This window comes from Chromohalobacter moromii (genome assembly GCF_023091865.1).
GTDB lineage: Bacteria > Pseudomonadota > Gammaproteobacteria > Pseudomonadales > Halomonadaceae > Chromohalobacter > Chromohalobacter moromii.
In genome coordinates, this window is record NZ_JAHXDI010000002.1 from 1 (window position 1) to 22224 (window position 22224).

23 protein-coding genes and 1 tRNA gene are annotated in these 22224 nt (G+C 61.8%); 10 read left to right on the top strand and 14 right to left on the bottom strand.

Features of this window, described 5'->3' with window-relative positions; translation table 11 throughout:
* Nucleotides 1–320: hypothetical protein (locus KZO83_RS16415; protein WP_336296569.1), on the top strand; the 320-nt coding region annotated here is incomplete at its 5' end.
* A gap of 108 nt (nt 321–428) precedes the next feature.
* Here KZO83_RS16415 and KZO83_RS06380 read toward each other — a convergent pair.
* From KZO83_RS06380 to KZO83_RS06390, 3 genes are all read right to left on the bottom strand, one after another.
* Nucleotides 429–1247, bottom strand: a complete 819-nt coding sequence (locus KZO83_RS06380; protein ID WP_247620190.1) for a Tim44 domain-containing protein — start codon at nt 1245–1247, stop codon at nt 429–431.
* A gap of 119 nt (nt 1248–1366) precedes the next feature.
* On the bottom strand, nt 1367–2155 hold the full coding sequence (gene yaaA, locus KZO83_RS06385) for a peroxide stress protein YaaA (RefSeq protein ID WP_247620191.1): 789 nt from the start codon (nt 2153–2155) through the stop codon (nt 1367–1369).
* Nucleotides 2156–2265: 110 nt separating this feature from the next.
* Nucleotides 2266–3297 (bottom strand): NADP(H)-dependent aldo-keto reductase, encoded by a 1032-nt coding sequence (locus KZO83_RS06390; RefSeq protein ID WP_178999110.1) that lies wholly within the window; start codon nt 3295–3297, stop codon nt 2266–2268.
* 261 nt (nt 3298–3558) lie between these two features.
* Here KZO83_RS06390 and KZO83_RS06395 point away from each other — a divergent pair, with 261 nt between their 5' ends.
* A complete protein-coding gene (locus KZO83_RS06395; RefSeq protein WP_247620192.1) occupies nt 3559–4068 on the top strand; it encodes a tetratricopeptide repeat protein in 510 nt (169 codons plus the stop codon).
* A gap of 131 nt (nt 4069–4199) precedes the next feature.
* Complete coding sequence (locus tag KZO83_RS06400; RefSeq protein ID WP_040243142.1) at nt 4200–4697, top strand: hypothetical protein; 498 nt, start codon at nt 4200–4202, stop codon at nt 4695–4697.
* Nucleotides 4698–4789: 92 nt separating this feature from the next.
* On the opposite strand, the gene KZO83_RS06405 is transcribed toward KZO83_RS06400, so the two are convergent.
* From KZO83_RS06405 to KZO83_RS06430, 6 genes are all read right to left on the bottom strand, one after another.
* Complete coding sequence (locus tag KZO83_RS06405; protein WP_247620667.1) at nt 4790–5353, bottom strand: LOG family protein; 564 nt, start codon at nt 5351–5353, stop codon at nt 4790–4792.
* A 74-nt stretch (nt 5354–5427) separates the two neighbouring features.
* Nucleotides 5428–5949, bottom strand: coding sequence for a DUF501 domain-containing protein (locus KZO83_RS06410; RefSeq protein ID WP_247620193.1), 522 nt, complete (start codon nt 5947–5949; stop codon nt 5428–5430).
* Nucleotides 5933–6247, bottom strand: coding sequence for a hypothetical protein (locus KZO83_RS06415; RefSeq protein ID WP_178999113.1), 315 nt, complete (start codon nt 6245–6247; stop codon nt 5933–5935). Before KZO83_RS06415 ends, KZO83_RS06410 begins: the two co-directional genes overlap by 17 nt.
* Nucleotides 6248–6275: 28 nt before the next feature.
* Nucleotides 6276–6746, bottom strand: a complete 471-nt coding sequence (gene ybaK, locus KZO83_RS06420; protein WP_178999114.1) for a Cys-tRNA(Pro) deacylase — start codon at nt 6744–6746, stop codon at nt 6276–6278.
* Nucleotides 6743–7153 (bottom strand): acyl-CoA thioesterase, encoded by a 411-nt coding sequence (locus tag KZO83_RS06425; RefSeq protein WP_247620194.1) that lies wholly within the window; start codon nt 7151–7153, stop codon nt 6743–6745. The genes ybaK and KZO83_RS06425 overlap by 4 nt, the downstream gene beginning before the upstream one ends.
* A 94-nt stretch (nt 7154–7247) precedes the next feature.
* The gene (locus KZO83_RS06430) at nt 7248–7673 is read right to left on the bottom strand and encodes a hypothetical protein (RefSeq protein ID WP_247620195.1); all 426 of its coding nucleotides are present in this window, start codon (nt 7671–7673) and stop codon (nt 7248–7250) included.
* A gap of 37 nt (nt 7674–7710) precedes the next feature.
* On the opposite strand from KZO83_RS06430, the gene KZO83_RS06435 reads away from it, so the two are divergent.
* Nucleotides 7711–8868, top strand: coding sequence for a MalY/PatB family protein (locus tag KZO83_RS06435; protein WP_247620196.1), 1158 nt, complete (start codon nt 7711–7713; stop codon nt 8866–8868).
* A gap of 62 nt (nt 8869–8930) precedes the next feature.
* On the opposite strand, the gene KZO83_RS06440 is transcribed toward KZO83_RS06435, so the two are convergent.
* Entirely contained in the window at nt 8931–9875 is a 945-nt protein-coding gene (locus tag KZO83_RS06440) for a thioredoxin family protein (protein ID WP_247620197.1), read from the bottom strand.
* Between the two features lie 155 nt (nt 9876–10030).
* On the opposite strand from KZO83_RS06440, the gene KZO83_RS06445 reads away from it, so the two are divergent.
* Entirely contained in the window at nt 10031–10819 is a 789-nt protein-coding gene (locus tag KZO83_RS06445; protein ID WP_247620198.1) for a DUF3750 domain-containing protein, read from the top strand.
* Between the two features lie 68 nt (nt 10820–10887).
* On the opposite strand, the gene KZO83_RS06450 is transcribed toward KZO83_RS06445, so the two are convergent.
* Nucleotides 10888–10964: transfer RNA gene (locus KZO83_RS06450), tRNA-Met, on the bottom strand.
* Between the two features lie 171 nt (nt 10965–11135).
* Between KZO83_RS06450 and phbB the strand changes: the two genes are divergently transcribed.
* Nucleotides 11136–11885, top strand: a complete 750-nt coding sequence (phbB, locus tag KZO83_RS06455) for an acetoacetyl-CoA reductase (protein WP_247620199.1) — start codon at nt 11136–11138, stop codon at nt 11883–11885.
* 58 nt (nt 11886–11943) lie between these two features.
* On the opposite strand, the gene KZO83_RS06460 is transcribed toward phbB, so the two are convergent.
* Nucleotides 11944–14706 carry a DUF349 domain-containing protein gene (locus KZO83_RS06460; protein WP_247620200.1) on the bottom strand — a complete coding sequence of 921 codons (2763 nt, stop codon included), beginning with the start codon at nt 14704–14706 and terminating at the stop codon, nt 11944–11946.
* Between the two features lie 301 nt (nt 14707–15007).
* On the opposite strand from KZO83_RS06460, the gene minC reads away from it, so the two are divergent.
* The 4 genes from minC to sbcB all read left to right on the top strand — a co-directional run bounded on the left by minC (nt 15008) and on the right by sbcB (nt 18444).
* Nucleotides 15008–15739: a septum site-determining protein MinC gene (minC, locus tag KZO83_RS06465; RefSeq protein ID WP_178999122.1), complete on the top strand. Its 732-nt coding sequence runs from the start codon at nt 15008–15010 to the stop codon at nt 15737–15739.
* A gap of 76 nt (nt 15740–15815) precedes the next feature.
* Complete coding sequence (minD, locus tag KZO83_RS06470; RefSeq protein WP_040243132.1) at nt 15816–16634, top strand: septum site-determining protein MinD; 819 nt, start codon at nt 15816–15818, stop codon at nt 16632–16634.
* Complete coding sequence (gene minE / locus KZO83_RS06475; RefSeq protein WP_011508315.1) at nt 16631–16885, top strand: cell division topological specificity factor MinE; 255 nt, start codon at nt 16631–16633, stop codon at nt 16883–16885. The genes minD and minE overlap by 4 nt, the downstream gene beginning before the upstream one ends.
* 71 nt (nt 16886–16956) lie before the next feature.
* Nucleotides 16957–18444, top strand: a complete 1488-nt coding sequence (gene sbcB / locus KZO83_RS06480) for an exodeoxyribonuclease I (protein ID WP_040243131.1) — start codon at nt 16957–16959, stop codon at nt 18442–18444.
* Nucleotides 18445–18528: 84 nt separating this feature from the next.
* Here sbcB and KZO83_RS06485 read toward each other — a convergent pair whose 3' ends face one another.
* Together KZO83_RS06485 and KZO83_RS06490 are read right to left on the bottom strand one after the other, a co-directional pair.
* Complete coding sequence (locus KZO83_RS06485) at nt 18529–21354, bottom strand: insulinase family protein (RefSeq protein WP_247620201.1); 2826 nt, start codon at nt 21352–21354, stop codon at nt 18529–18531.
* 16 nt (nt 21355–21370) lie between these two features.
* Complete coding sequence (locus KZO83_RS06490) at nt 21371–22042, bottom strand: SOS response-associated peptidase (protein ID WP_247620202.1); 672 nt, start codon at nt 22040–22042, stop codon at nt 21371–21373.
* Nucleotides 22043–22224 lie beyond the last annotated feature (182 nt).

Genomic DNA, 22224 nt, shown 5'->3' on the forward strand with positions numbered 1-22224 from the left:
AGCGGGGGTTTTTTTATGTCGACGCATATGCTCGTGGCTTGCGTGCTATTTGCCTGTTGCCGTCCTCTGTGCTTAAGTGTGTGCCGTACATGGAGTACGTAACCATTAAGGAGAATAGTATGCTGCGTAGTGAATGGCTTCGGAAAATGGCCTTGGCATTGATCATTGGCATGACGGCAGTTGGTGTCGTGGCGTGTGACGACGAAGGTCCCGCAGAAGAGGCTGGAGAGTCTGTGGATAACGCCATGGACGATGCTGGCGATAGCATGGAAGAAGCGGGCGAAGATGTTCAAGATGCCGCCGAGGACGCTCAGGACTAAGGCTTAGCGCTGATCGCTTGGAATTCTTAAAAGGCCGGGCAAATGCCCGGCCTTTTGCATGCTTTCAACAGGATAATGCACCACCAGCGTGGCGCATGTTCTCTGATATCAGACGCCGGGATTCTGCTCGATACCTTGCACATACCAAGGTGCTTCGTCACGTAAGTCGCGGATCAGGTGCCAGGTCTCGTTGAACTCGGTTTGCTCGCCGTTTTCATCGAGGATGCCGTGGAAAAGAACGCTGGCTTCGGCTTGCTGTCCGATCTCCCTTATGTCTCCCAACTCGGCGAAAAGACGTATAATCTCCGTGCGGTTGTTCGCGGGCTGCTGCGCGCGCTCTTCGCGTAGTAAGTTGTAAAGTGCCGGAGTGACGTATTCTTGAATATGCGCTAGATCGTTGTTGTCCCAGGCGCGTTGCAAGGTCATGAAGTGCTCCTTGGCGCCGCCCAGGAAACGCTCCTTGTCGAACCACTCAGGTGTCGAACCAACGCTACCTGTGGCTGTGCTGCCGGCATTGGAAAAGGGCGACGTGTCTTGGCGGTGGGAGTGACGCGCGTGGTGCTGTGGCCCACTGGCGGTTGAGACGCGGCGCGCCCTCAAGAAGCGGAAGGCCAGCCAGGCGACGAGGGCGACTAGCAAAATGTCAAAAAAACGTAGGCCATCGAAGGCACCGCCGAAGAACAAGGATGCCAACAAGCCGCCTGCAAGCAGGCCGGCGAACGGGCCCGCCCAACGCGAAAGCCCGGCACCGGGTTGACGCTGGGGCGTCGTCGCATTGTTACGACCGATCGTCGAGGCGGAGCTATCTGCGGAGCGCGAATAACTGCCAAAACTCTTGCCACCACCGAACCGTTTCGCCTCGGCGTGATCGATGCCAAGGCCAAAGCCGAGCAAGCCGACCAAAAGCATCACGAAGATGTTGCGCATGCACGTTCTCCCGCAGAATGAGTAAGAGTCCGAAAGTGGATGCTCGATTCTAGCCGGGATTCAACGTTGAAGATATCTAGGCGGAGGCGGGGCCGGCTCAACGCCGGCCACACAAACGCTTAGGAAGCGATCGTCTCACTTTCCCGGCGCGTAAAAACCCAGGTATCGCCGTCAGACAGGCTGTTGTTGAAGCGATAGCCGTCGGCGTCGAAGCGTTTCAGGTCCTCGGGATCGTCGACACGCTGGCGAATCATCCAGGCGGCCATCAAGCCCCGAGCTTTCTTGGCATAAAAGCTGATGATCTTGAATTGACCGTTCTTCTCATCCTTGAAGACTGGCGTGATGACGCGACACGTCAAGCGTTTGGCATCAATGACTTTGAAGTACTCGTTGGAGGCGAGGTTGACCAGCACCGGTGAACCGCTTTCTTCCACGGCTTGAGAAATATCCTGGGTGAGCCGATCTCGCCAGAAGGCATAGAGATCCTTACCTGCCGAGTTGGCCAGCTTGGTTCCCATCTCCAGACGATAAGGCTGAATCAGGTCGAGGGGGCGCAGTAGCCCGTATAGCCCCGAGAGAATGCGCAGACGTTGTTGTGCCTCTTGGTTGTCCTGCTCACTGAACGAGGGGGCGTCCAGCCCATGGTAGACATCCCCCTGGAAAGCCTGCGCTGCGGGCTTTGCATTCTCCGGTGAGAACTGTGGTGCCCATTCGGCAAACCGTGCGGCATTGAGTCCTGCCAGCTTGTCACTGATGCCCATCAGCTCGGAAAGCCGTTGTGGGGAATAATCGCGCAGGATTTCGATTAACTCGGCGCTTTGCTCAAGATACGCCGGTTGGGTGTATGTCGCGGTCGTGGGCGGTGTCTCGAAATCCAGCGTCTTGGCCGGTGAAATGACACTTAGCATGCGCAGTCCTCGCGTTCGGAATCGAAAGGTTTATTTCCGTCAGTATAACAAGCGCACCAGGGTGCTCCGATGAAGACGTGCCTATCGCGGTGATAGGCACGTCATCAGCGTTAGGGACAGGGGTTGGGCTGTTGACGATGCACCGCCTCGATGGCCTCGAGTACGTTATTGTCCAGCGTCAGTTCTTCGCTGGCCAAGTTGGCATCGAGCTGCTCGAGCGTGGTCGCGCCAATGATGTTGCTGGTCAAGAACGAGCGTGAGTTGACGTAGGCCAAGGCCATCTGGGCAGGATCCAGGCCATGTTCGCGTGCGATCCCGACGTAGGCGCGGACCGCCTCCTCGGCAAGGTCGGACGTATAGCGCTTGAAGCGCTCGAACAGGGTCAAGCGGCCCTGGGGTGGGTGGGCGCCATCGAGGTATTTGCCGGTGAGCGCGCCGAAGGCCAAGGGCGAGTAGGCCAGAAGGCCGACGTCTTCACGATGGGCGATCTCGGCGAGCCCAACCTCGAAGCTACGATTGAGCAGGTTATAGGGGTTCTGCACGCTGGCCACGCGCGGCACACCCAGGGTGTCGGCGAGTCGCAGACTCTGCATCACGCCCCAGGGGGTTTCGTTGGACAGGCCGATGGCGCGGATCTTGCCGGCGTCGACGAGCTCCTTCAAGGCCTGGAGAGATTCGGCCAACGGCGTGGCGTTCTCGCTCTCATCATGCTGATAGCCCAGTTTGCCGAAGAAGTTGGCGTTACGGTCGGGCCAGTGAAGCTGGTACAGGTCGATATAGTCGGTCTGCAGTCGCGTCAGGCTGTCGTCGACGGCGCGGTGCAGATGCTCCGGGGTCAAACGTGGGCCGCCGCGTACATGATCGAGGCCAGGGCCGGCGGCTTTGGTGGCGATGACCAGGTCGTCGCGTTTGCCGCGTGCCTTAAGCCAGCTCCCGATGTACGCCTCGGTGCGTCCTTGCGTTTCCGCCTTGGGCGGGACGGGGTACATTTCGGCGGTGTCGATGAAATTGATGCCCGCGGCCGTGGCGCGATCGAGTTGAGCATGGGCATCGGCTTCGGTGTTCTGTTCGCCGAAGGTCATGGTACCTAGGCACAAGCGGCTGACATTAATGCCGGTTTGACCAAGGGGACGTGTCTGCATCTGGGGCTCCACGCGGGTATAGAAAAAGGAATGGAAACGGCATGGTAGCGGTGCCGTGAGCGGGCGGCAAATGGGGGTTGAGTCCGTCTGAGGGTAGGCGTATGCTTGGCGCCCCGTTGCCGGGGACAAGGGCACTAAGCGGTATTTCAGGCAACGGTGACAGTGAGTTTATCCGGGGTGTTGGCGCGTGCAGGGAGAGCCCGAGCCGACGCAATCGTTTACGTACCTTTCTTGGTTACGACGACTTCAGGGTCGATGGTTATGCAACAGGTATCCTCTCTGCGGATTCGGCTCGAATACCGTCTCGCAGCCCAACTGTTACATGCCCGCTGGATGACACGCTCTCCCGGCAAGCATCGTTTGACGATGCGACTTCTTCAGCGCTGTGCCGAAGCCGGCCACACCGCCGCGCTTTCGTTCTATGGCCATATGCTGTTTCATCGTGGTAACTCGCCGCAAGATAAGGCCAAGGGCGCGCGCTATGTCTTTCAGGCCGCCTACGCGGGCGATGTGCATGCGCAGTACCAGGCGGGCCGCATTTACGAGTTCGGCTGTGCGCAGTACGCCCGCCGCGAAGAAAAGGCGGTCACATGGTATGCCCGTGCCGCCGAAGCTGGCCATGGCCTGGCCGCCGAGCGTATGGCCGAAGCCTACCGTCATGCCCACCTGGGGCTTCCCGTCGATTCCCGGCGTGCCACACAATGGGCGGCACTTGCCGAACGCGCGCAACGTAGCGAAGCTGGCGAGTCGATCGCGTCACTGACGCACTGAGACGCACTGCGAGTAGTGCCGTTGGGGCTCGCATCGTGCTCCCCGTTCACGTAGTCTGATTGGCGTGGCCCCGATGGACATCGTGGGCCACGCCACGTTCGTGATATCGCTTTGAAGAGGAATGCTGCCACGTGTTGCCGATACTGCTCGATATCGAAGCGTCCGGTTTCGGGCGTGGCAGCTATCCGATAGAGGTGGGCATCGCGCGGGCCGATGGCAGTACCTGTGCCTTCCTTATCCAACCGTTGGAAGAGTGGACCCACTGGGACCCCAAGGCCGAGCTTTTGCATGGCATTTCGCGTGGCCGGCTGCACCGCGAGGGCTATCCCGTCATAGAAGTCGCGCGCTGGCTCAACGATGAGCTAGCGGCTGACGGCATCGCCTATAGCGATAGCTGGGGATACGACAATACCTGGCTGTCGCTATTGTTCCACCACGCGGGCATGCTGCCGCGCTTTCGCCTAGAGGCCTTGCGTCGTTTGTTGGATGAATCGCAACTCGAACGGTGGGGAGCGATGAAAGAGGTCATCATCCGCGAGCGAGGCATTCAGCGTCACCGAGCCGGTGATGATGCACGTCTATTACAGCTGACCTATCAGCGTACGCGTGATGCTGCAGGGCTCGCCTAGGCATTTTAAAGCCCTCTAGACCGCTTTCCAGTCCCCCCCACCGTGTAGTAGCTTTAGATCGTTCGCCCCCCTTGAGGCGTCGCGGCATGCGCTCATGAGGTCGTCGGTGGAGCGTGTTGCGCTGCCATCAAGTGGTCGAGCAAGTGATCGGGGTCAGCGGCGGCGACGAGTCTCGCGCGTGTCTCGGGATTGAGAAAGCCTTGCGCGACGGTGTGATCCAAGAATTCCAATAATGGGCGATAGAAGCCGCTGACGTCGAGTACGCCGATGGGCTTGTCGTGAAGCCCCAGATATTGCCAGGTCCACGTCTCGAATAACTCTTCCAAGGTGCCGATGCCGCCGGGCAGGGCGATGAAGGCATCGGCGTGCTCGGCCATGGCCGCCTTGCGGGCATGCATGTCGTCGACACGCAGCAGATGCGTCAGCCCCTCGTGCGCCATTTCGCGCTCGACCAGGTGATGGGGAATGACGCCGATGACCTCGCCGCCCTCATGGAGTGCGGCATCGGCCACGGCCCCCATCAGGCCGACGCGGGCACCACCGTAGACCAGTCCCCAGCCGCGTTGCGCGATGCACCGACCCAGCGTCTCGGCGGCGTGACGAAAGCCGGCATCGCGTCCTTCACGCGATCCCATATAAATACAGATGCGCACGATTCCCCCTTATCAGATCGATAGACTTGTCTCGACATCCGTGCCTTGCGCGATGATCGGCCAAGTGCCACAGAATGCTAGCGCAGACAGGCGAGCACATCGTACTCGGCATCCATCCAGCGGCCGATGGCATTGTCGCCGCATAGATGATGCGCATATTGCATATGCAGACAGCGCACCTGATCCCAGTTGGCGATGCCGCCGATGCCACGCCGTGTGAAGAGGTCGCGATAGCCTTGGCGGTCGACGATGTCGCGTTCCGCGTCACTCATGGTCTGCCAGCGCTGAGCCACGTAATCCTCATGGCTACGCCGGTACGCAGCCATGAAGTCGGCCTCTTCCTGAAGGCGTGACTCGAGGGACTTGATAACGCCTTGGGCCTCGATGCGCGAGATGGCGACTTTCAAGTGGTCGGAGCATAGCCAGAAATGCGTCGGGAACGGTTTGTCGTCGACGATGGCATGCATGCGCAGCACCAGCGGGGTTCCGTCTTGCGTGGCTGCAGCCACGGTTTGGATACCACGCGGCGCGCGGCCCAGTTGTTGAGTAATGAGGGCCAGTTGGCGCTCATCGGGCGCCTTTTCAGGACGAATCACCATCGCGGGGGTCCAGTACGAATTTCGGCGAGTGGGCCACGGCCCGGAAGAATGCCGTATTGAGCTGCGCGGGCGTCGGCACGTAGTGCCATTCACGCTCGCAGTAGTCGCGTGCTCGTGCGAGTAAGGCGTCATACAGGCGATTGAAAGGAGCATCATAATCGTAGGGGTCAGCGCCGGGCAACCGCAGGTGAGGATAGTCGGCGAAGCGTGCCACGAAGAAGCGCTCCAGCGCCTTCTCTACCCTACGGTGTCGGGGCTTGTCGTCAGGCGTGAGCCATAGATCGTAACGAATCGCCATGCGAGCCTCCCCACCTATCGAAGGTGCTTCATTCCCGCGCCAGCGGGGCCGTGGTCGCCTCGAGCAGCGCGATCAATGCCGAGGGCGCCAGGCTTATTTCCAGGCCGCGCCGACCGCCACTGACGTGGATCGACGATAAGGCAAGGACGCTGTCATCCACGACGGTGGGCAGTCGCTTGCGCTGCCCTAGTGGGCTGATGCCGCCCACGACATAGCCCGTGGTGCGTTCGGCCAGGGCGGGGTCGGCCATCCTGGCCTTGCGTGCACCGACGGCCTTGGCAAGTCCTTTGAGATCGAGCGTGGCCATGACGGGCACCAGGGCGACGACGAGACGCCCATCATCGAGTTGCGCGAGCAAGGTCTTGAACACGCTATCCGGCGCCAGCCCCAGCGCCTTTACGGCTTCCTCGCCGTAGGCGGCGACCTTGGGATCATGCGTGTATTGCAGCACCTCGTGCGGGATGGCCTCGCGCTTCAGAAGTCGAATGGCAGGCGTCATGCGGGGGCGGGCTCCTCGTCGATCAGGTGCGCGGCGAGTGCCTCACGAAGGTTGCCGGTCAACGCTACCGCCGAGCCCTCGGTGTGATCGTAATGCACCAGCACCACATGGCCTCGAGCGCCCAGGCGACCTGCCTGCCAGGCCTCCTGGGCCACGGTGAAGGAGCTGTTGCCCAGCCGCGAAATCCAGGTGCGAATCTCGACATCCTGCCCATAGAACAGCTCGGCGCGGAACTCTACGTCCAGTTTGGCCATGATTAACGGCCACTTACGGGGATCAAGATCGGGCACGAACAGACGAAAAAGATCGTTGCGTGCCAGCTCGAACCAGGCCGGCAAGCGCGTGTTGTTGATGTGCCCGAGGGCATCGGTGTCGTAGAAAGCCGGCTCCACGCGGCGTGTGAACATGTCGTTTCCCAGGGTCGTCGCCATCGAAAAAGGTGCTTTGCAAGCTAATTAGCATCGGCCGCCGGTGGCATGCGGTCAAGTCCGCTCTTCGTCCTCAGACAAGGCGCAAGGCGTCCTGGTCGACCCAGGCAGCATCCAGGGCCTTGGCAAGCGGTTCGCGTAAGTGACTCGGCAGGGCCTCGTGAGCGGCGTCGAGGGACTGAAAATCGCGGTTGCGCAGCCAGCAGTAGGCCCAGGCACAGGCTTCCTCCTCGTCGTCAGGCGTTGGGCGTGCCGGCATCTGGATTAACAGAAAGACGGCGGTACGTGCCGCCCACAGAGGCGGTTGGCAGTCGCTGCTCCATTCACGCAGACAGCGCCCATCGGGTTCGACTTGCGGTTCGCCGAGCCCGGCCAGGCGCGAGGTGTCGGCGAGAATCATCGCCAGACGATCGGGGGCGGCCTGGCCCAGCATCAGCCAGCGTCTCACCAGACGTGGCGTGCCTCGCATGGCCTTGGCATAGAACGAGGTTTCAGGCATGTTCGAGAGTCTTCCGTTCGAGTCGATGAGTCTTAGCATGCCATACGATTTTGCCACGCCGTTGGATCGGCGACAGTATCCTTCACAGAAATGGCAGCGTTATGCTGACGATGTCCTGCCGCTATGGGTCGCGGACATGGATTTCGTATCGCCCCCGGCGATCGTCTCGGCGCTCGAGGAACGCGTGTCCCATGGGGTCTTCGGTTATGGCAGATTGACCGATACGCTTCGCGAGACGCTCTGCGCGTGGAGCGCCGAGCATTACGGCTGGTCGATCGAACCTGACTGGCAGGTATGGATCCCCGGCGTGGTTCCGGCGCTACATCTGGCCGCCCAGACTTTCTGCAGTCCTGGCCAGGCGGTGCTGACAGCGACGCCGATCTATCCGCCTTTTCTACGTGTAGCCGAACGCAGCGGCCGCATCGCCGAGCGCGTGATGCTGGCCGAGCCCGAGGCGCCGGGCGCGCCTTGGCGTCTCGATCTCGAAGCGCTGGAAGCCTCGATCACGCCGCAGACACGCCTGCTGCTATGGTGCCATCCGCACAATCCCACGGGACGCGTCTGGGACGAGCACGAACTACATACCCTGGGCGAGATTGCCGAGCGCCACGACCTGTTGATCGTCTCCGACGAGCTGCATTGCGATCTGATACTCGACACGACGCGCCAGCATCGTCCGTTGGCGTCTTTATCGCCGGCCCTGGCCCAACGCACGATCACCCTCTGGGCGCCTTCCAAGACCTTCAATATCGCTGGGCTGTCGAGCGCCTGCGCGGTGATTCCCGACCCCGAGCTACGGCGGCGTTTTCGCGAGGCGGCAGCGGGGTTACTTCCCGAGGTCAACATCCTGGGATTGACCGCCTCTCAGGCGGCGTATGCTCACGGCGAAGCCTGGCGCCGTGAATTGCTGGCGACGCTTAACACCAATCTGCAGAGGTTGCGCGATCATGTAAACCGGTGGCCTGGCGTCACGATGGCGTCGCCCGAGGCGACTTATCTGGCGTGGCTCGACATGCGCGAGGCGGGGCTTGGCGCCTCGCCACAGCAAACCCTGCTGGACTCGACGCGCGTCGCCTTGTCAGATGGCGCCGATTTCGGGTGCCCCGGCTTCGTGCGGCTTAACTTCGGCACGCCCACTTATCTGCTCGAAGAAGCGTTGGAACGACTCGACGCACGGCTTTGTTTTTCCGAATAGCCCTGTACAGGGTGGTGCGAGGTTCAGGGGGGCCTGACGTGAGGCACCCCCTGTGGCAGGGCTTAGTAGAGCAGCGCGAACATCTTGCGGCGGTAGGCGACCGTTAGAGGATGGTCGGCGCCGAGGGCGTCGAAGACGCGCAGCAAGGTCTTGCGAGCCACATCGTCGCCATAAGCACGATCAGCTTTCATCAATGCGAGTAGCGCATCGAGACCGGCTTCGTATTGGCCATCGGCGACTTGGCGCAGGGCGCGCTTGAATTGTGCCTCGCTATCGTCGCGCTCGCCCAACTCGGCTACTTCCTCGGCACTCGGAGCTTCCTCGCCGAAGTCTAGGCGTGCGCGGACGCCGCGTGCCTTGGGCGTATCGCGATGCTCCGGTGGCAGGTTGTCGAGCAGCGCCCGGGCATCCGCCGCATTGCCTTCTGCGGCTAGTGCGCCTGCGAGCTCGATCTGATAGTCATAGTGCTCGGGCCACTCCTTGACCAGCGTTTCGTAAATACCGCGCGCAGTAGCGGCATCGCCTGCTTCGAGGGCCTGCTGGGCTTTCTCTTCGGGGGTGGCCTCGGCAGCCTCGGGCGCCTTGAGATACTGCGACAGCCATTCGCGGATCTGCGACTCGGGCAGCGCGCCCTGAAACTGATCGTAGAGCTGGCCCTGCACGATTAGCTTAACGTCGGGCACCGAGCGGATGCCGAGTTGCGTGGCGATTTCCTGATTGTCCTCGATGTTCAGCTTGGCCAGGGTAAAAGCGCCGCCGTATTCGCGGGCAAGCTTCTCGAGCACCGGCATGAGGTTCTTGCACGGCTCGCACCAAGACGCCCAACTGTCGAGCAACACCGGCCCCTGCATCGAGCCTTCGAGCACGACTTGCTGGAAGTTGGAGATGTCGACATCGACGATGTACTGAGAGACATCCTGAGTGCCGGCATTGGTTTGAGAGGCGCTAGTGTCCCCGCTTTGAGGAGACGTAAGAGGTTCGCCGGTACGCGGGTCGATGATCGGCATGGCAATGGCCTTTCGATAGTATCGTGTGAACGTAAAGCGTAAAGACGCTGTTGAACTGCCTCTCGTTATGCGGGTCACGCGGCGCGGATTCAAGCCCCCGGGGCTGGCGCGTGATGGTATGTAAGGCGTGCGTCACGATCTCTGGAGACATCCGCATGCACCGAGCGATCAAGAAAATCCTATGGCTGACGGTGAGTCTGATCATCGTGCTGGCCCTGTTGCTGGCGGGTCCGGCCTATATGCTGGCGAGTCAGCGCGTCGCACTAGGCGGCGTTTGGTCCCAGGCGGATCGCTCGCCGGTAGGGCTGGCGCCGGCGCCGCAAGCGCACCCGGAGGCCTTGGTGCAGGTTTATGCGGCCCGCGCCTTAGATTGGCGAGGGGCGTTCGGCGTGCATACCTGGATCGCCACCAAGCCGGCCGGCGCGACGCATTACCAGGTCCATCAGGTTCTCGGATGGCGGCGGCCCACGGTGTCCTCGCGTCCCGGCGTGCCCGATCGGGCTTGGTATGGAAGCGCCCCGACCTTGCTGACCGAGCTGCGAGGTAAGGCGGCCGAGCGTGCGATTCCCGAGATTCGCGAGGCCGTGGCAGCGTATCCAGTGACCGACCGCTATCGCGTGTGGCCGGGACCTAATAGCAACACCTTCGTGGCCTGGGTGGTACGTCGGGTGCCTGGATTGCGTGTCGACTTTCCGCCGACCGCCGTGGGCAAGGATTACCTGCTGAATTCCATCGTGGCCGAGGCGCCTAGCGGGACTGGCTACCAGGTATCTCTGGGCGGATTGTTGGGCCTGACCGTGGCCTATGACGAGGGTATCGAGTGGCAGTTGCTGGGCCTGACGCTGGGCGTGGATATCACGCGGCCAGCGCTCAAGTTGCCGGGCATCGGACGACTGGGCATGGCGTCATCCGAGCATACGAAAGGGGTTGGAGAGGCTGAGTGAGGTGTGACGCTTGGTCAAGGAAGCATAAAAAAAGCGGTGTCCCTAAGGACACCGCTTTTTCATCTGTTTGGTAGCGGGGACCGGATTTGAACCGATGACCTTCGGGTTATGAGCCCGACGAGCTACCAGGCTGCTCCACCCCGCATCGACAGGGACGTATTCTACGGTTTTTGAGGCCTAAGTCAAGAATGGGTTCATCCGGCGTGCAGCCCGCTCAAACTCGATCATACTGAAGTGAGGTAAGACGCCATGGAGGCGAGTCAAGGTGGCACTTCCCGCTAGAAGCGCCACATCACGACATCACGGGGGGATGGACATGACCACGCAAACAGCACCCATTGCCTGGGTCACCGGGGGCACCGGGGGCATAGGGACAGCAATATGCCTGGCGCTGGCCAAGGCGGGATATTTCGTCGTGGCGAGTTATCACAACCGCGAGAAAGCTCAGGCTTGGCTGGCGGATCGTCGCGCCGAGGGCGTCGACAATGTGGCGCTGGCAGGCATCAATCTCACCGACTTCGATGCCTGTCACGCTGGTGTAGATGACATTCGCCGTGAATACGGTCCGGTTGAGCTGCTGGTCAACTGTGCCGGCATTACACGTGACAGTACGCTCAAGAAGATGTCACCTCAGCAATGGCGTGAGGTGATTGATTGCAATCTCAACAGTGTGTTCAACACCTGCCGTTGTGTGGTCGAGGACATGCTCGAGGCTGGCTACGGGCGCATCGTCAACATCGCCTCGATCAACGGACGTAAAGGGCAGTTCGGTCAGGCCAATTATGCGGCGGCCAAGGCGGGGATGCATGGTCTGACCATGTCATTGGCGCAAGAAACCGCGACCAAGGGTATTACCGTCAATACCGTCTCGCCAGGCTATATCGCCACCGACATGATCATGCTGATTCCCGAGAAGATTCGCGAATCGATCCGCGAGGGCATTCCGGTCAAGCGGTTTGGCGAGCCGGAGGAAGTGGCGCGAGCGGTGGTGTTCTTGGCCGACCGCGAATCGGGGTTCATTACCGGTGCCAACCTGGACATCAACGGTGGGCAGTTCATGGGCTGAATCGGCCATGGTAGCGCTCCGCTAAAGCAGGTTGGCGGAGCGCTCATCGCAAGCATCCTCAGGCTACGCGTTGGGCGATAACATCGAACAAGGAATCGAAGCGCGTGACGCGGGAGGCCCACACATCGGACGCGACAGGGCCGGTTTCCAACAATTGACGCAAGACGTCGGCCAGTTCCTGGTCGGGTTGCGGTGCCTGGCCCAGGCCATTATTGAGCCGTGCGACTTGCACCTCCAGGCGCAGCGGTTCTTCCTGTGCAGCCACCGGCTCGTCGGCAAGCAGCGCCACTTGAACCACCAGTCGGCTCAGTTCGTGATTCGCCGTTTCGCTGTCGCCCTCTCGGCGAGCCGCATTACGTGCCGTATGGGCATCCTGTAGGTCCTGAGGCATGCCCTCGGGAAGCGCGACATCCGCCGTTTGGCCGTCTCGCAAGGATGCGTCATCCGCGGCGACATGAGAGTCGAGCAGAGGGCGTAGGCGCGTCCAGCGTTCGGCTTGCTCAGCGAGGATCAGTTGCGCGAGACGCTCGCGACGGGCACGTACGATCCCTTGCCAACGACGGCGCATGCCTTCGCTACGACGGCCGCCGGGTAAGGGCTCTAGGGCTTCGGCGTCACGCACGGCACGTTCCAGCGTCTCGCTGTCGTCGGCGCGTTGGGGTTGCCAGGCATCGAAGCGGTCGATCAGGGCTTGCATGTCGTCCAGGCGTGCCTGGGCTTTTTGGGCACGATTTTCCCGCTCGGCCTCGCGGGCGGCGAAGATACGATCGCAAAGTCCCCGGAAATGGCGCCAGAGCATCTGCTCTTCGCCCTTGGCGGCGCGCCCCAGTTCTCGCCAGCGGGATTGGAGCGCCTTGGCCGCTTCGGTGCGTTGCGAGGAGGGCATGTCGGCTTCCATCAGGTTTTCGGCCTCGGCGATCAGGCCGCGCTTGGCCTCGCCGATTTCATTGGCCCGGCGGTCGATTAACGTCTGCAATTCATGACGGATGTGGCCGAAGCGTTGGCCGAGCGGTTTGGCATGCTCGCGCGGGACGGGCGAGAATTGCTGCCATTGCTCACGTGCACGGTCGCGAATCTGGCGTAGCACATCCGGGTCAGCCTGGGCATCGGGATGCGTGATGAGTTCCTCGAGTTGTTCGCACAGGGCTTCGCGTGCCTCGAGGTTACGGGTACGGGCGGCATCGCGTTGTTGGTACCAGTCGTTGAGGGCCGCGTGGATACGCTGCGACGCGCTACGAAAACGCTGCGAGAGTTCGGCCGTGGCGGCAGCATCGCCCAACGCTGCCCATTCCTTGACCAGTTGACGATGACGACGGTCACGCTCGGCGTCAGGGGACTCGTTGTCCTCGGCCAAGGCTTCGATGCTTTCGATGAGTTGCGTGCGCTTGGGACCGGCGACGAAGCCCCGCCAATCGCGTAACTCGGCCAGCCGAGCACCGAGACGCTTGAGGTGGGCTTCCAAGTCGCCGCGCGAGGCGCGGGGCAAGGCATCGATACGCTGGCGCAGCTGCCGATGTAGACGGCTGGCGGTCTTGAGAGTGCCACGATCGAGCTGGCTTTCGAGTTTGTCGAGGTCCGTACGCAGCGCCGAGAGGTCGACGGGCGTGCTTGCATTGGCCGCTTCGGCGTTACGTAGTTGCCGGGCTTCGTGAATCAGCGGCGTGGGTGGCAGGTCGTGCGGCCAATCGATCCTCGTCAGGCAGTCGTCGATGGCGGCATGGTCGTCGCGCAAGGCGGCTTCGAGTGCCTGAGCCTGCGTCGAGGCACGGTCCCAAGCATCGCCAATATGCTGGCAAGCGGCTTGCGCTTCGGCATAGCGTGTCTGGATGTCGTCTTCCGGCGGGTAGTGATCGGAAAGGGCCAGCCAACGTTCGCCATGCAGGCGCTGTTGGGCGCGCAGGCTGTCGATATCCTGGTGGGTCAGTTGTGAGGCCTGCTTGAGGCTCGCGACGGCATCCTCGAGTGCTTCGACGAGCGCCTCGCGGGTACGTGCCGCCTCGTCCTGGCGTTGTATCGCCTGATGCTGGGCATGCCCTTCGGTCTCATGATCGGAGAGCGTCTTGTGACAGCGCTGGCTAGCTTCCTGAAAACGCCGCTCCTGGTCGTCGCTAGGGGTGTCGGTCAGTGCTTCCCACTCGCGGACAAGATGGCGATAACGCGCACCGTAGAGAGGTTCCCAGGCATGCAAGGCATGCGCTTCGAGGGCCTCCAGAAGGCGTTTTCGAGTGGCCTGTTGGGCTTGCGTTTCGGCGGCATCGGCACGTTGGCGTTGTAGGCGCTCGCGAGCCTTGCGCGTGACGATTTTGTCGCGCCTCGCTTCGCGCGCCAAGCGTTGCAGGCCTTCGGTGCTCGAGACGCGCTCAGCCGCGGCGTGGCGAACCACGGCAATGCCATTGTCGCGTGCCTGCTGGATCAGCGTTGCCTCGTCATCGAGCTTGGCTAGCGCGGTCAGGCGTAGCTCCTGATTGTCCCCCGTCTCGACGAGTTGCACGAGCAGGTCGCGATCGTTCAGTGTGTCGAGCAAAGCGAGGCGTTGCGTCAAGGGCGGTGCCCCGGGCACGCTGCCGGACAACAACTGCATGAGACGGGCTCGCAGCTCGGGGCTGTCATGCGTGCCGAGCCATTCAAGCAGCGTCGAGGGGTCCTCGAACTGGGCGAGAGCCTCGCGCCTTACGCTAGCATCCGCATCGTGCGTTAGGCGCTCGAGGGCGTGGCGGTCGGCCGATTTGTGAATATCGAGTTGCGCAATGGCAGCATGACGGACGCGAGGGTCGCGATGTTGCCAGCGTGGTGCAAAAAAACGGCGGAAGAATCCAGACATGACCGGGCATGCATCCCTGTTCTTGGCGTATTAAATGCGTGGCGATAACGCCGAGACGGCGTTCCTGTCGTCTCGCGTCGGCCACGATATTAGCAAAAAGCGTCACGTAATTGAGTGTCGTGTGTGCTATAGCGTATCAAAGCATGCGAGCCGGCATCGGGAAAAGGCGACGATGGCAAGGGCGTCGGTTCGCGGAGACACCTGACAAAGTCGGGACGCTGGTCTTATCATCAGTTGCAGCCATCACGACCCTCGCTTAGCTTTACCTTTGTACATCAGTCATCAGCTGTGGAGTGTGGCCATGAGCCTCAACATGGATCGGGTAGCATCGGCGTTCACCTTCAAGGGTGGCATGTTGCCCATGACGGTCATGGAGCTGACGAGCGCCGACCCTGAGCAGATACGGGCTCAGTTGGCCGGCAAGGTGAGCCAGTCGCCAGCGTTTTTTCAACATACGCCGGTAGTGCTCAGTGTCGAGCAACTCGATGAACCTCATTTGGCGTTGGAGCGTATTTGTGCCGTGTGCCGCGCCCACAAGCTGCTGCCGGTGGCCGTGCGTGGCGGCACCGACCCCGTGAAGCAATCCGCGTGGGCACTGGGGCTGGGATGGTTCCCGCCACAAGAAGCGCGTCCGCGTGCCGTGGAGGAGGCGCCGCTCGCTACCGCCGAGCCGCAACCCGAGGCCGAGGCGTCGTCCGCACCGGCCGTAGGGCGTATCTACCGTGGTACAGTGCGCTCGGGCCAGCAGGTCACCGCGCCTGAGGGCGACTTGGTCGTGGTCGGCGCGGTCAACCCGGGGGCTGAGGTCCTGGCGGCAGGCAGCGTGCACGTTTACGGCCCGCTGCGCGGCCGTGCGCTGGGCGGCATTCACGGGGATCGCCAGGCGGGCATCTTCTGTAAGGAATTGCATGCCGAGTTGTTGTCGCTGGCCGGCAATTACAAACGGCTGGAAGATATCGACCCGCGCTTGCTGAACCAGCCTGTACAGGTTCAACTGCGCGATGACCAATTGAACATTTCATCGCTCGGCTAGCCGGGATGTCAGGGCGCCATGTCGCGCCAATGTGGATGGCTAGTACGAACGACTCAATAGCAACAGGAAGCTCATCTTGGCCAAGATCATTGTAGTGACCTCCGGCAAGGGCGGAGTTGGCAAGACGACCAGCGCCGCGGCTATCGCCACGGGCTTGGCGTTGCGTGGCAACAAGACCGTGGTGATCGATTTCGACGTGGGCCTGCGTAACCTCGATTTGATCATGGGGTGTGAGCGTCGCGTGGTGTACGACTTGATCAACGTCATCCAGGGAGAGGCTGGCCTCAATCAGGCGTTGATCCGTGATAAGCGGACCGAAAACCTGCATATCCTGCCGGCCTCGCAGACACGCGATAAGGAGGCATTGACCCCTGAAGGCGTGGAGAAAGTGCTCGAGACGCTGTCCCAGGAGTACGACTTCATCGTCTGCGATTCGCCGGCGGGGATCGAGCATGGTGCGCAGCTGGCGATGTACTTCGCCGACGAGGCCATCGTGGTAACCAATCCCGAAGTATCGTCGGTCCGCGATTCCGACCGTATCCTTGGTCTATTGGCCTCCAAGACACGTCGCGCCGAGCGCAGCGAGCCACCGGTCAGGGAGCATCTGCTGATCACGCGCTATGACCCCAACCGGGTGACTTCTGGCGATATGCTGACGCTCGAGGACGTGCGCGAGATTCTGGCCATCAATCTGGTGGGGCTGATCCCCGAGTCGGAAGCGGTGCTGCGCGCCTCGAACCAGGGCGTGCCGGTCGTGCACGACATGGACAGCGACGCCGGTCAGGCTTATGCCGATACCGTTTCGCGCCTGCTGGGCGAGGACGTACCGCTACGTTTTCATGAGTACCAGAAGAAAGGGCTGCTCTCCCGTATGTTCGGAGGAGGTCGCCGGTGAAACTACTCGAATTTCTCAAGCGCGAACGCAAGAAGTCGGCGTCGGTGGCCAAGGAGCGCCTACAGATCATCGTGGCGCACCAGCGCGGTCAGCGTGACCAGCCGGACTACATGCCGATGCTGGAAAAAGAGTTGCTCGAGGTGATCAGGCGTTACGTGCAAGTGGACCAGGATGCGATCAATATCAGTCTCGATCGCGATAATGATTGTTCGGTGCTCGAGCTTAACGTCACGCTACCGCGTGACGAGTAGGGGCATTCCGGCTGAGTCGGTTGGCCGGGTATGCTAGGCTGATCGCTTTTGGCAGTGGGGAGACTGCGGCCATGGCGCAGGGCAAGAGCGAGCCGACCTTTCTTTGGCATGACTATGAAACTTTCGGTGCCGATCCTCGGCGCGACCGCCCTGCGCAGTTCGCCGCGATCCGCACCGATCTCGATTTCAACCCGATCGGCGAGCCGCTGACGTTCTATTGCAAGCCGGCGGATGATTTCCTGCCACATCCCCAGGCCTGTCTGATTACCGGTATCACACCACAAGCCGCGCGTCGTCGAGGTCTTGCCGAGATCGAGTTCGCCGCGCGCATTCATGACGAAATGAGCGTGCCCGGTACCTGTTCGCTGGGCTACAACACGCTGCGCTTCGACGATGAAGTCAGTCGTCATCTCTTCTACCGCAACTTCATCGATCCGTATTCCCGCGAGTGGCAGAACGGCAATTCACGCTGGGACTTGATCGATGTGGTGCGTACTTACCATGCCCTGCGTCCGGAAGGCATTGAGTGGCCGACGCGTGACGACGGTGCGCCGAGTTTTCGCCTCGAGGATTTGACCGCCGCCAACGGCATCGACCACGCCGGGGCCCACGACGCCCTGGCCGATGTACGGGCGACCATCGATTTGGCGCGTCTTCTCAAGTCGCGCAATTCTCAACTGTTCGAGTATCTGCTCAAGCTGCGCGACAAGCGCACGGTCGCCAAGATGCTGGACATCCAGGCGCGCAAGCCGATGCTCCATATCTCGCGGCGCTATCCTGCCAGTCGAGGCTGTAGTGCTCTGGTGGTGCCGCTGGCCGAGCACCCGAGCAATCCCAATGGGGTGATCGTCTATGATTTGTCGGTAGACCCGACGCCGCTGCTGTCATTGAGTGCCGCACAGATTCGCGAGCGGGTATTCGCCAGTGCCGATGAGTTGTCCGAGGGCGAGGCACGCATTCCGCTCAAGGTGATTCAAATCAACAAGAGTCCGGTGATCATGCCGGCCACCTCGCTCAAGGACACCAGTGGCCCCCGTCAGGGTGAGTATGGCGACATCGTGGCCCGGTTGGGGCTGGACATGGACGCGTGCCGGGGACACTGGAAGCAGCTTCAGGCCGCGCCGGACGTGGCGACCAAGGCCGCCGAAGTGTTCGCCGATGGCCCCGGCGCGCCGTCCAGCGACCCGGATTTGATGTTGTATTCGGGAGGCTTTTTCTCGCCGGCGGATCGTCGCGAAATGCAACGTGCCCGCGAAATGGCGCCCTGGGACCTGGCTGATGCGCGTTTCGCCTTTCAAGATCCACGTCTGGAGGAAATGCTTTTCCGTCTGCGCGCGCGCAATTATCCCGATACGCTGAGTAGCGATGAACAGTCGCAATGGGAAACCTACCGCTGGGCGCGCATGAACGATGCCGAGGTGTCGAGCCTGACGTTGACGGGATTTGCGCGCGAGATCGAACGCCTCAATCAGGCCTCGCTGGATGCCGAACAGCGTCAGCTGCTCGAGGAGCTGGTCATGCACGTCGAGGCGATGATGCCGCCGCAGGCGTTCGATTGACACGCGATACGAGCTGACCAGATACAACACGCCCGGGCCATGAGCCCGGGCGTGTTGCATGGTGGGTATCGTCAGCGACCGCGCTCAGTCGCTGGCGGGGAGTGGCCGGAAGTCGTGCGTCAGCCCCATGACATCGCTGGGCTGGGTATCGGCGTCGTAGCTCACCGTGAGTGGCTTTGTGTGCCGCAGCGAGCGCCATGCCTGGCTAATGGCCGAGGCATCCATGGCGTCGACGCGATCCGCGAGTTTCTCACGCCGTGAGAAGTCAGGCTCGGCGTAGGCCAGCGTCTGCCAGAGGCGGTTGGTCAGCTCGCCCAGGCTGTTGTCGCGCTCCCTCAAGCGACTGCTGACCGCGTCGCGATAAGGCGCCAGCTCGCTATCGTCGAGTGCTTGAAGGCGTGTGTCGAAGTCATTCAGGAAGGCATCCATGCGTGCGGCGATGCGCTTGCTGGGCGTATCCGGAGATTGCACCAGCATCGCCAGGCCCGGTGCATCGAGTACGGGCGAATAACCGGCCGTGACGATATAGCCGAGTTGCTCCTCGGTGCGTAGCTGGTTGTAGAACGGCGATTCGAGCATCTTGCCGAGTACTGCCAGACGGGCTTGACTGTCGAGACTGCGGTCCGGGCCTTGCAGATAGCGCAATACGGCGGCGTCGTTGCGGGTACTGCGCGGATGCAGGGTCGGCGGCGTCTCTGGAACCGCCAGCGGTGACAGAGCTGGGATGTCCGAGGCCTCGAGCCGGGGTGTGAGTGCATTGGCGACTTGCAAGCCCTCACGGCGTGCCAGGTCGGCATCCAGGTTGCCTACCGCCATGGCTTGCAGATAAAGATTCCCGAGGAAGGCGTCGCGATAGTCACGCAGGTCGCCGACGCTCAGCGTATGCAGCGCCTCGAGCATCGCGGATGTTGTCCACTGAGGGCGCAATAGCGACTCACCGAGCGTGCGATACATCTGCTGATGCAGCGGCGCTTGGGGCGCGTTTTGCCATTGCTGCGAGAGGCGGTACTTGACGCGCGAGAAGCTTTCTTCGCTGATGTCACCCTCCTTTAAACGTTCGACGACGTCTCCCATCAGCCGTGCCTGACGGTCGCGCCAACCCGAGAAGGTGAGCGTGATACCGCGGGCGTGGGCGTAGGCATCGAAGGATTGTCCGGCCAGCCGGGCTGGATAGAAGCGCTCATTGAGACTGTCGGTGATCCAGCCGGCGAGTAGACGCGTCAAGGCGGCATGGCTGGCGCTGTCGGAGGCGTCGGGGTTCTGCAGGCTGAAGCGCCACTCCACGCGCGGAGTACCGAAGCGATCGTTGGCGAGGTGCCAGAGCTCTACGCTGGGCGCCTCGACAATGGCCTGCGGTTCATCGCCACTGGCGTCGTGAACTTCTAAATCGCTGGCGATGAAGGGGTTATGCGGCGGCAGGCCGAGTTCATCGAGCGGCGCGGCCTCCGGCCAGTCCGGGAGGCGCGTCAGCGTATAGGGTGCGTCGAAGTAGGGCGAGGTATCATTGCCGTCGACGTCCGGGCCGCTATAGACGCGCAACAAGTGCGACGGGGTCATGTCGGCGAGATAATCTCGAATACGTGTGGCATCGAAACCGTCCATGCGGTACGGCGCGTATTGCACATCCTCGAGCGGATAATCGGCCAGATTCATGGCCAATTGGCTGACTTGATCGATGGGCTCGCCCGGTTGCTGAAAACGAAACGCTTGTTGGTTGAGGCGAGCTTGCTCGTCGTAGCGCCACGCCTGCAGCCCGTCCTCGCGAATCCGTGCTATCTGATCGAACAAGCTAGCCTGAATGCGATCGATGTGTTGCGCGCCTTCCGGCGTGAGGCTGACCGAGACGGCGAAGAGCGCGTGCTGTCCATCGCCGTTCATGGTGCCTGCCGAGAGACCATCGGCCCATCCCTTGTGACGCAATGCCGCCAGCAGACTTCCTTCCCCTTCATGGCCCAACAGGTTGGCGAGATAGTCGGCCGGTTTGGTGCGATAGTCACCCTGCGGATCGGGAATCGGAAACAGGAAGCGCATCTGCTTGTCCTGCGATAGGCTCTTGACCTTCAGGCGTGCGGGGAGCTCGTCGTCGGTAACCAAGGGAGTGTCGATCTCGCTGCGCGATAAATGACGATCGGGCACCTGGGCGAAGCGGTCGCGAATCATGGCTTCAAGCTCATTGAGCGATTGTGGACCGATGACCGTCAGATGCATGACATTAGCGCCGTAGTGCGCCTTGTAGAAATCGACCAGACGTTCGCGGAGCGATGACGTATCTCCGTCCCTGAGTGTCTCCAGGCTACCGACCGAGAAGCGGGTCATGGGATGTTCGGGATTGAGTGCCTGATTGAGGGCCTCTTGAAGGCGCCGGCTATCGTCGCGCAGGCGAGCCTGGTACTCCGAGTTGACGGCGTTGCGCTCGCGATTGACGTACTCGGCATTGAAGCGCGGAGCCACGAAGAAGCGGCTGAAGCGATCCAGGGCCTCGGGCAGCGCTTGCGGCTCGATGTCGAAGAAGTAGTTGGTGTCGCGTGAGGCGGTGAAAGCGTTGTGATCGCCGCCGTGGGCGGAAATGAAGTTCTGGTAGGCGTCGGCTTCCGGATAACGGTCGGTGCCCAGGAACAGCATGTGTTCGAGGAAGTGTGCCAAGCCGGGGGTAGTGTCGGGGTCGTCGGCGCTACCGACGTCCACGTTCATGGCGGCGGCAGCCTTATCGGCCTGAGGATCGCTGACCAGCAAGACTTCGAGGCCATTGTCGAGCGTCAGAGCGCGGTAGTCGCGAGTATCGTTGGGGCTGACGGTGGGCTCGACGACCTCGGCCACGGGGTCGCTGGCGCGCGCCGTCTGATAACCGGCGACGAGAACGATGAGCGCGCCGAGCAGCCAGCGGCATGCAAGGGGAGGGAACGAAAACACGGTGAAGACTCCTTGTTCAGTGATGCCAGTAGGTCATCGGGCCGGTGGGATGTCCGCAGGCCCAGTCTTGATGCTTTGGATCGTTGACACGTCTTGATACAGGAAAAGCGCCCAACAGTTCCAAGGAGGCGGGGGCGAGCATCTCATGGGCACGCTCGTTCGAAGTGGTTGGCGCCAGCCACTCGTGGGCATCGCCCGCCTCGATGACGGCCGGGAAGCGATCGCTGAGCGGTGTCAGCAGCGCATTGCTGGGCACCGTTATCAAGGCCGTGGAGTCGTTGAACTCCGTCAGCGTGGTGTGGTAACGGCACCAGACCCCGGCCAGCAGCAGCGGCGCCCGGTCGACGCGCGTGACCAGAAACGGCTGCTTCATGCGTGGCTGCGGTTTCCACACGTAAACCCCGGCGACCGGAATCAGACAGCGCCGTGCGTGGAAGGCCTCGCGAAACATCGGACGTTGCTCGAGCGATTCGGCGCGGGCGCAATGCGGGGCATGGTCCAGCACCTTGAGCCAGGGCGGGGTCAATCCCCAGAATGCCGTGGCCCAATGCGCTTCGCCCGCGTCCTGACGAATGATCGAAATAGGGCGTCGCGGTGCCAGGTTGGGGCCGACGATCGGCTGGTCGTCCTGGCGTAGCGCGTCGAGCGGCGGCGTTGTCCAGGGCTTGATGTAAAGACGGCCGGCCATGCTCTCTCCTCGCGGTTCGACGCGACAGGGTAAGCCACGCTGGCGGGCGCTTACCAGCGCTGCTTTTGATTTATCGCAGGGCTTGCCACTTGCGTTTGCGTGCGTTCCCGATATGCTGGGGGAAACGCTGTTCGATCACGCGCGGTTCGGACTCTTGTGCTCGCTAAAAGCAAAACCAGTAA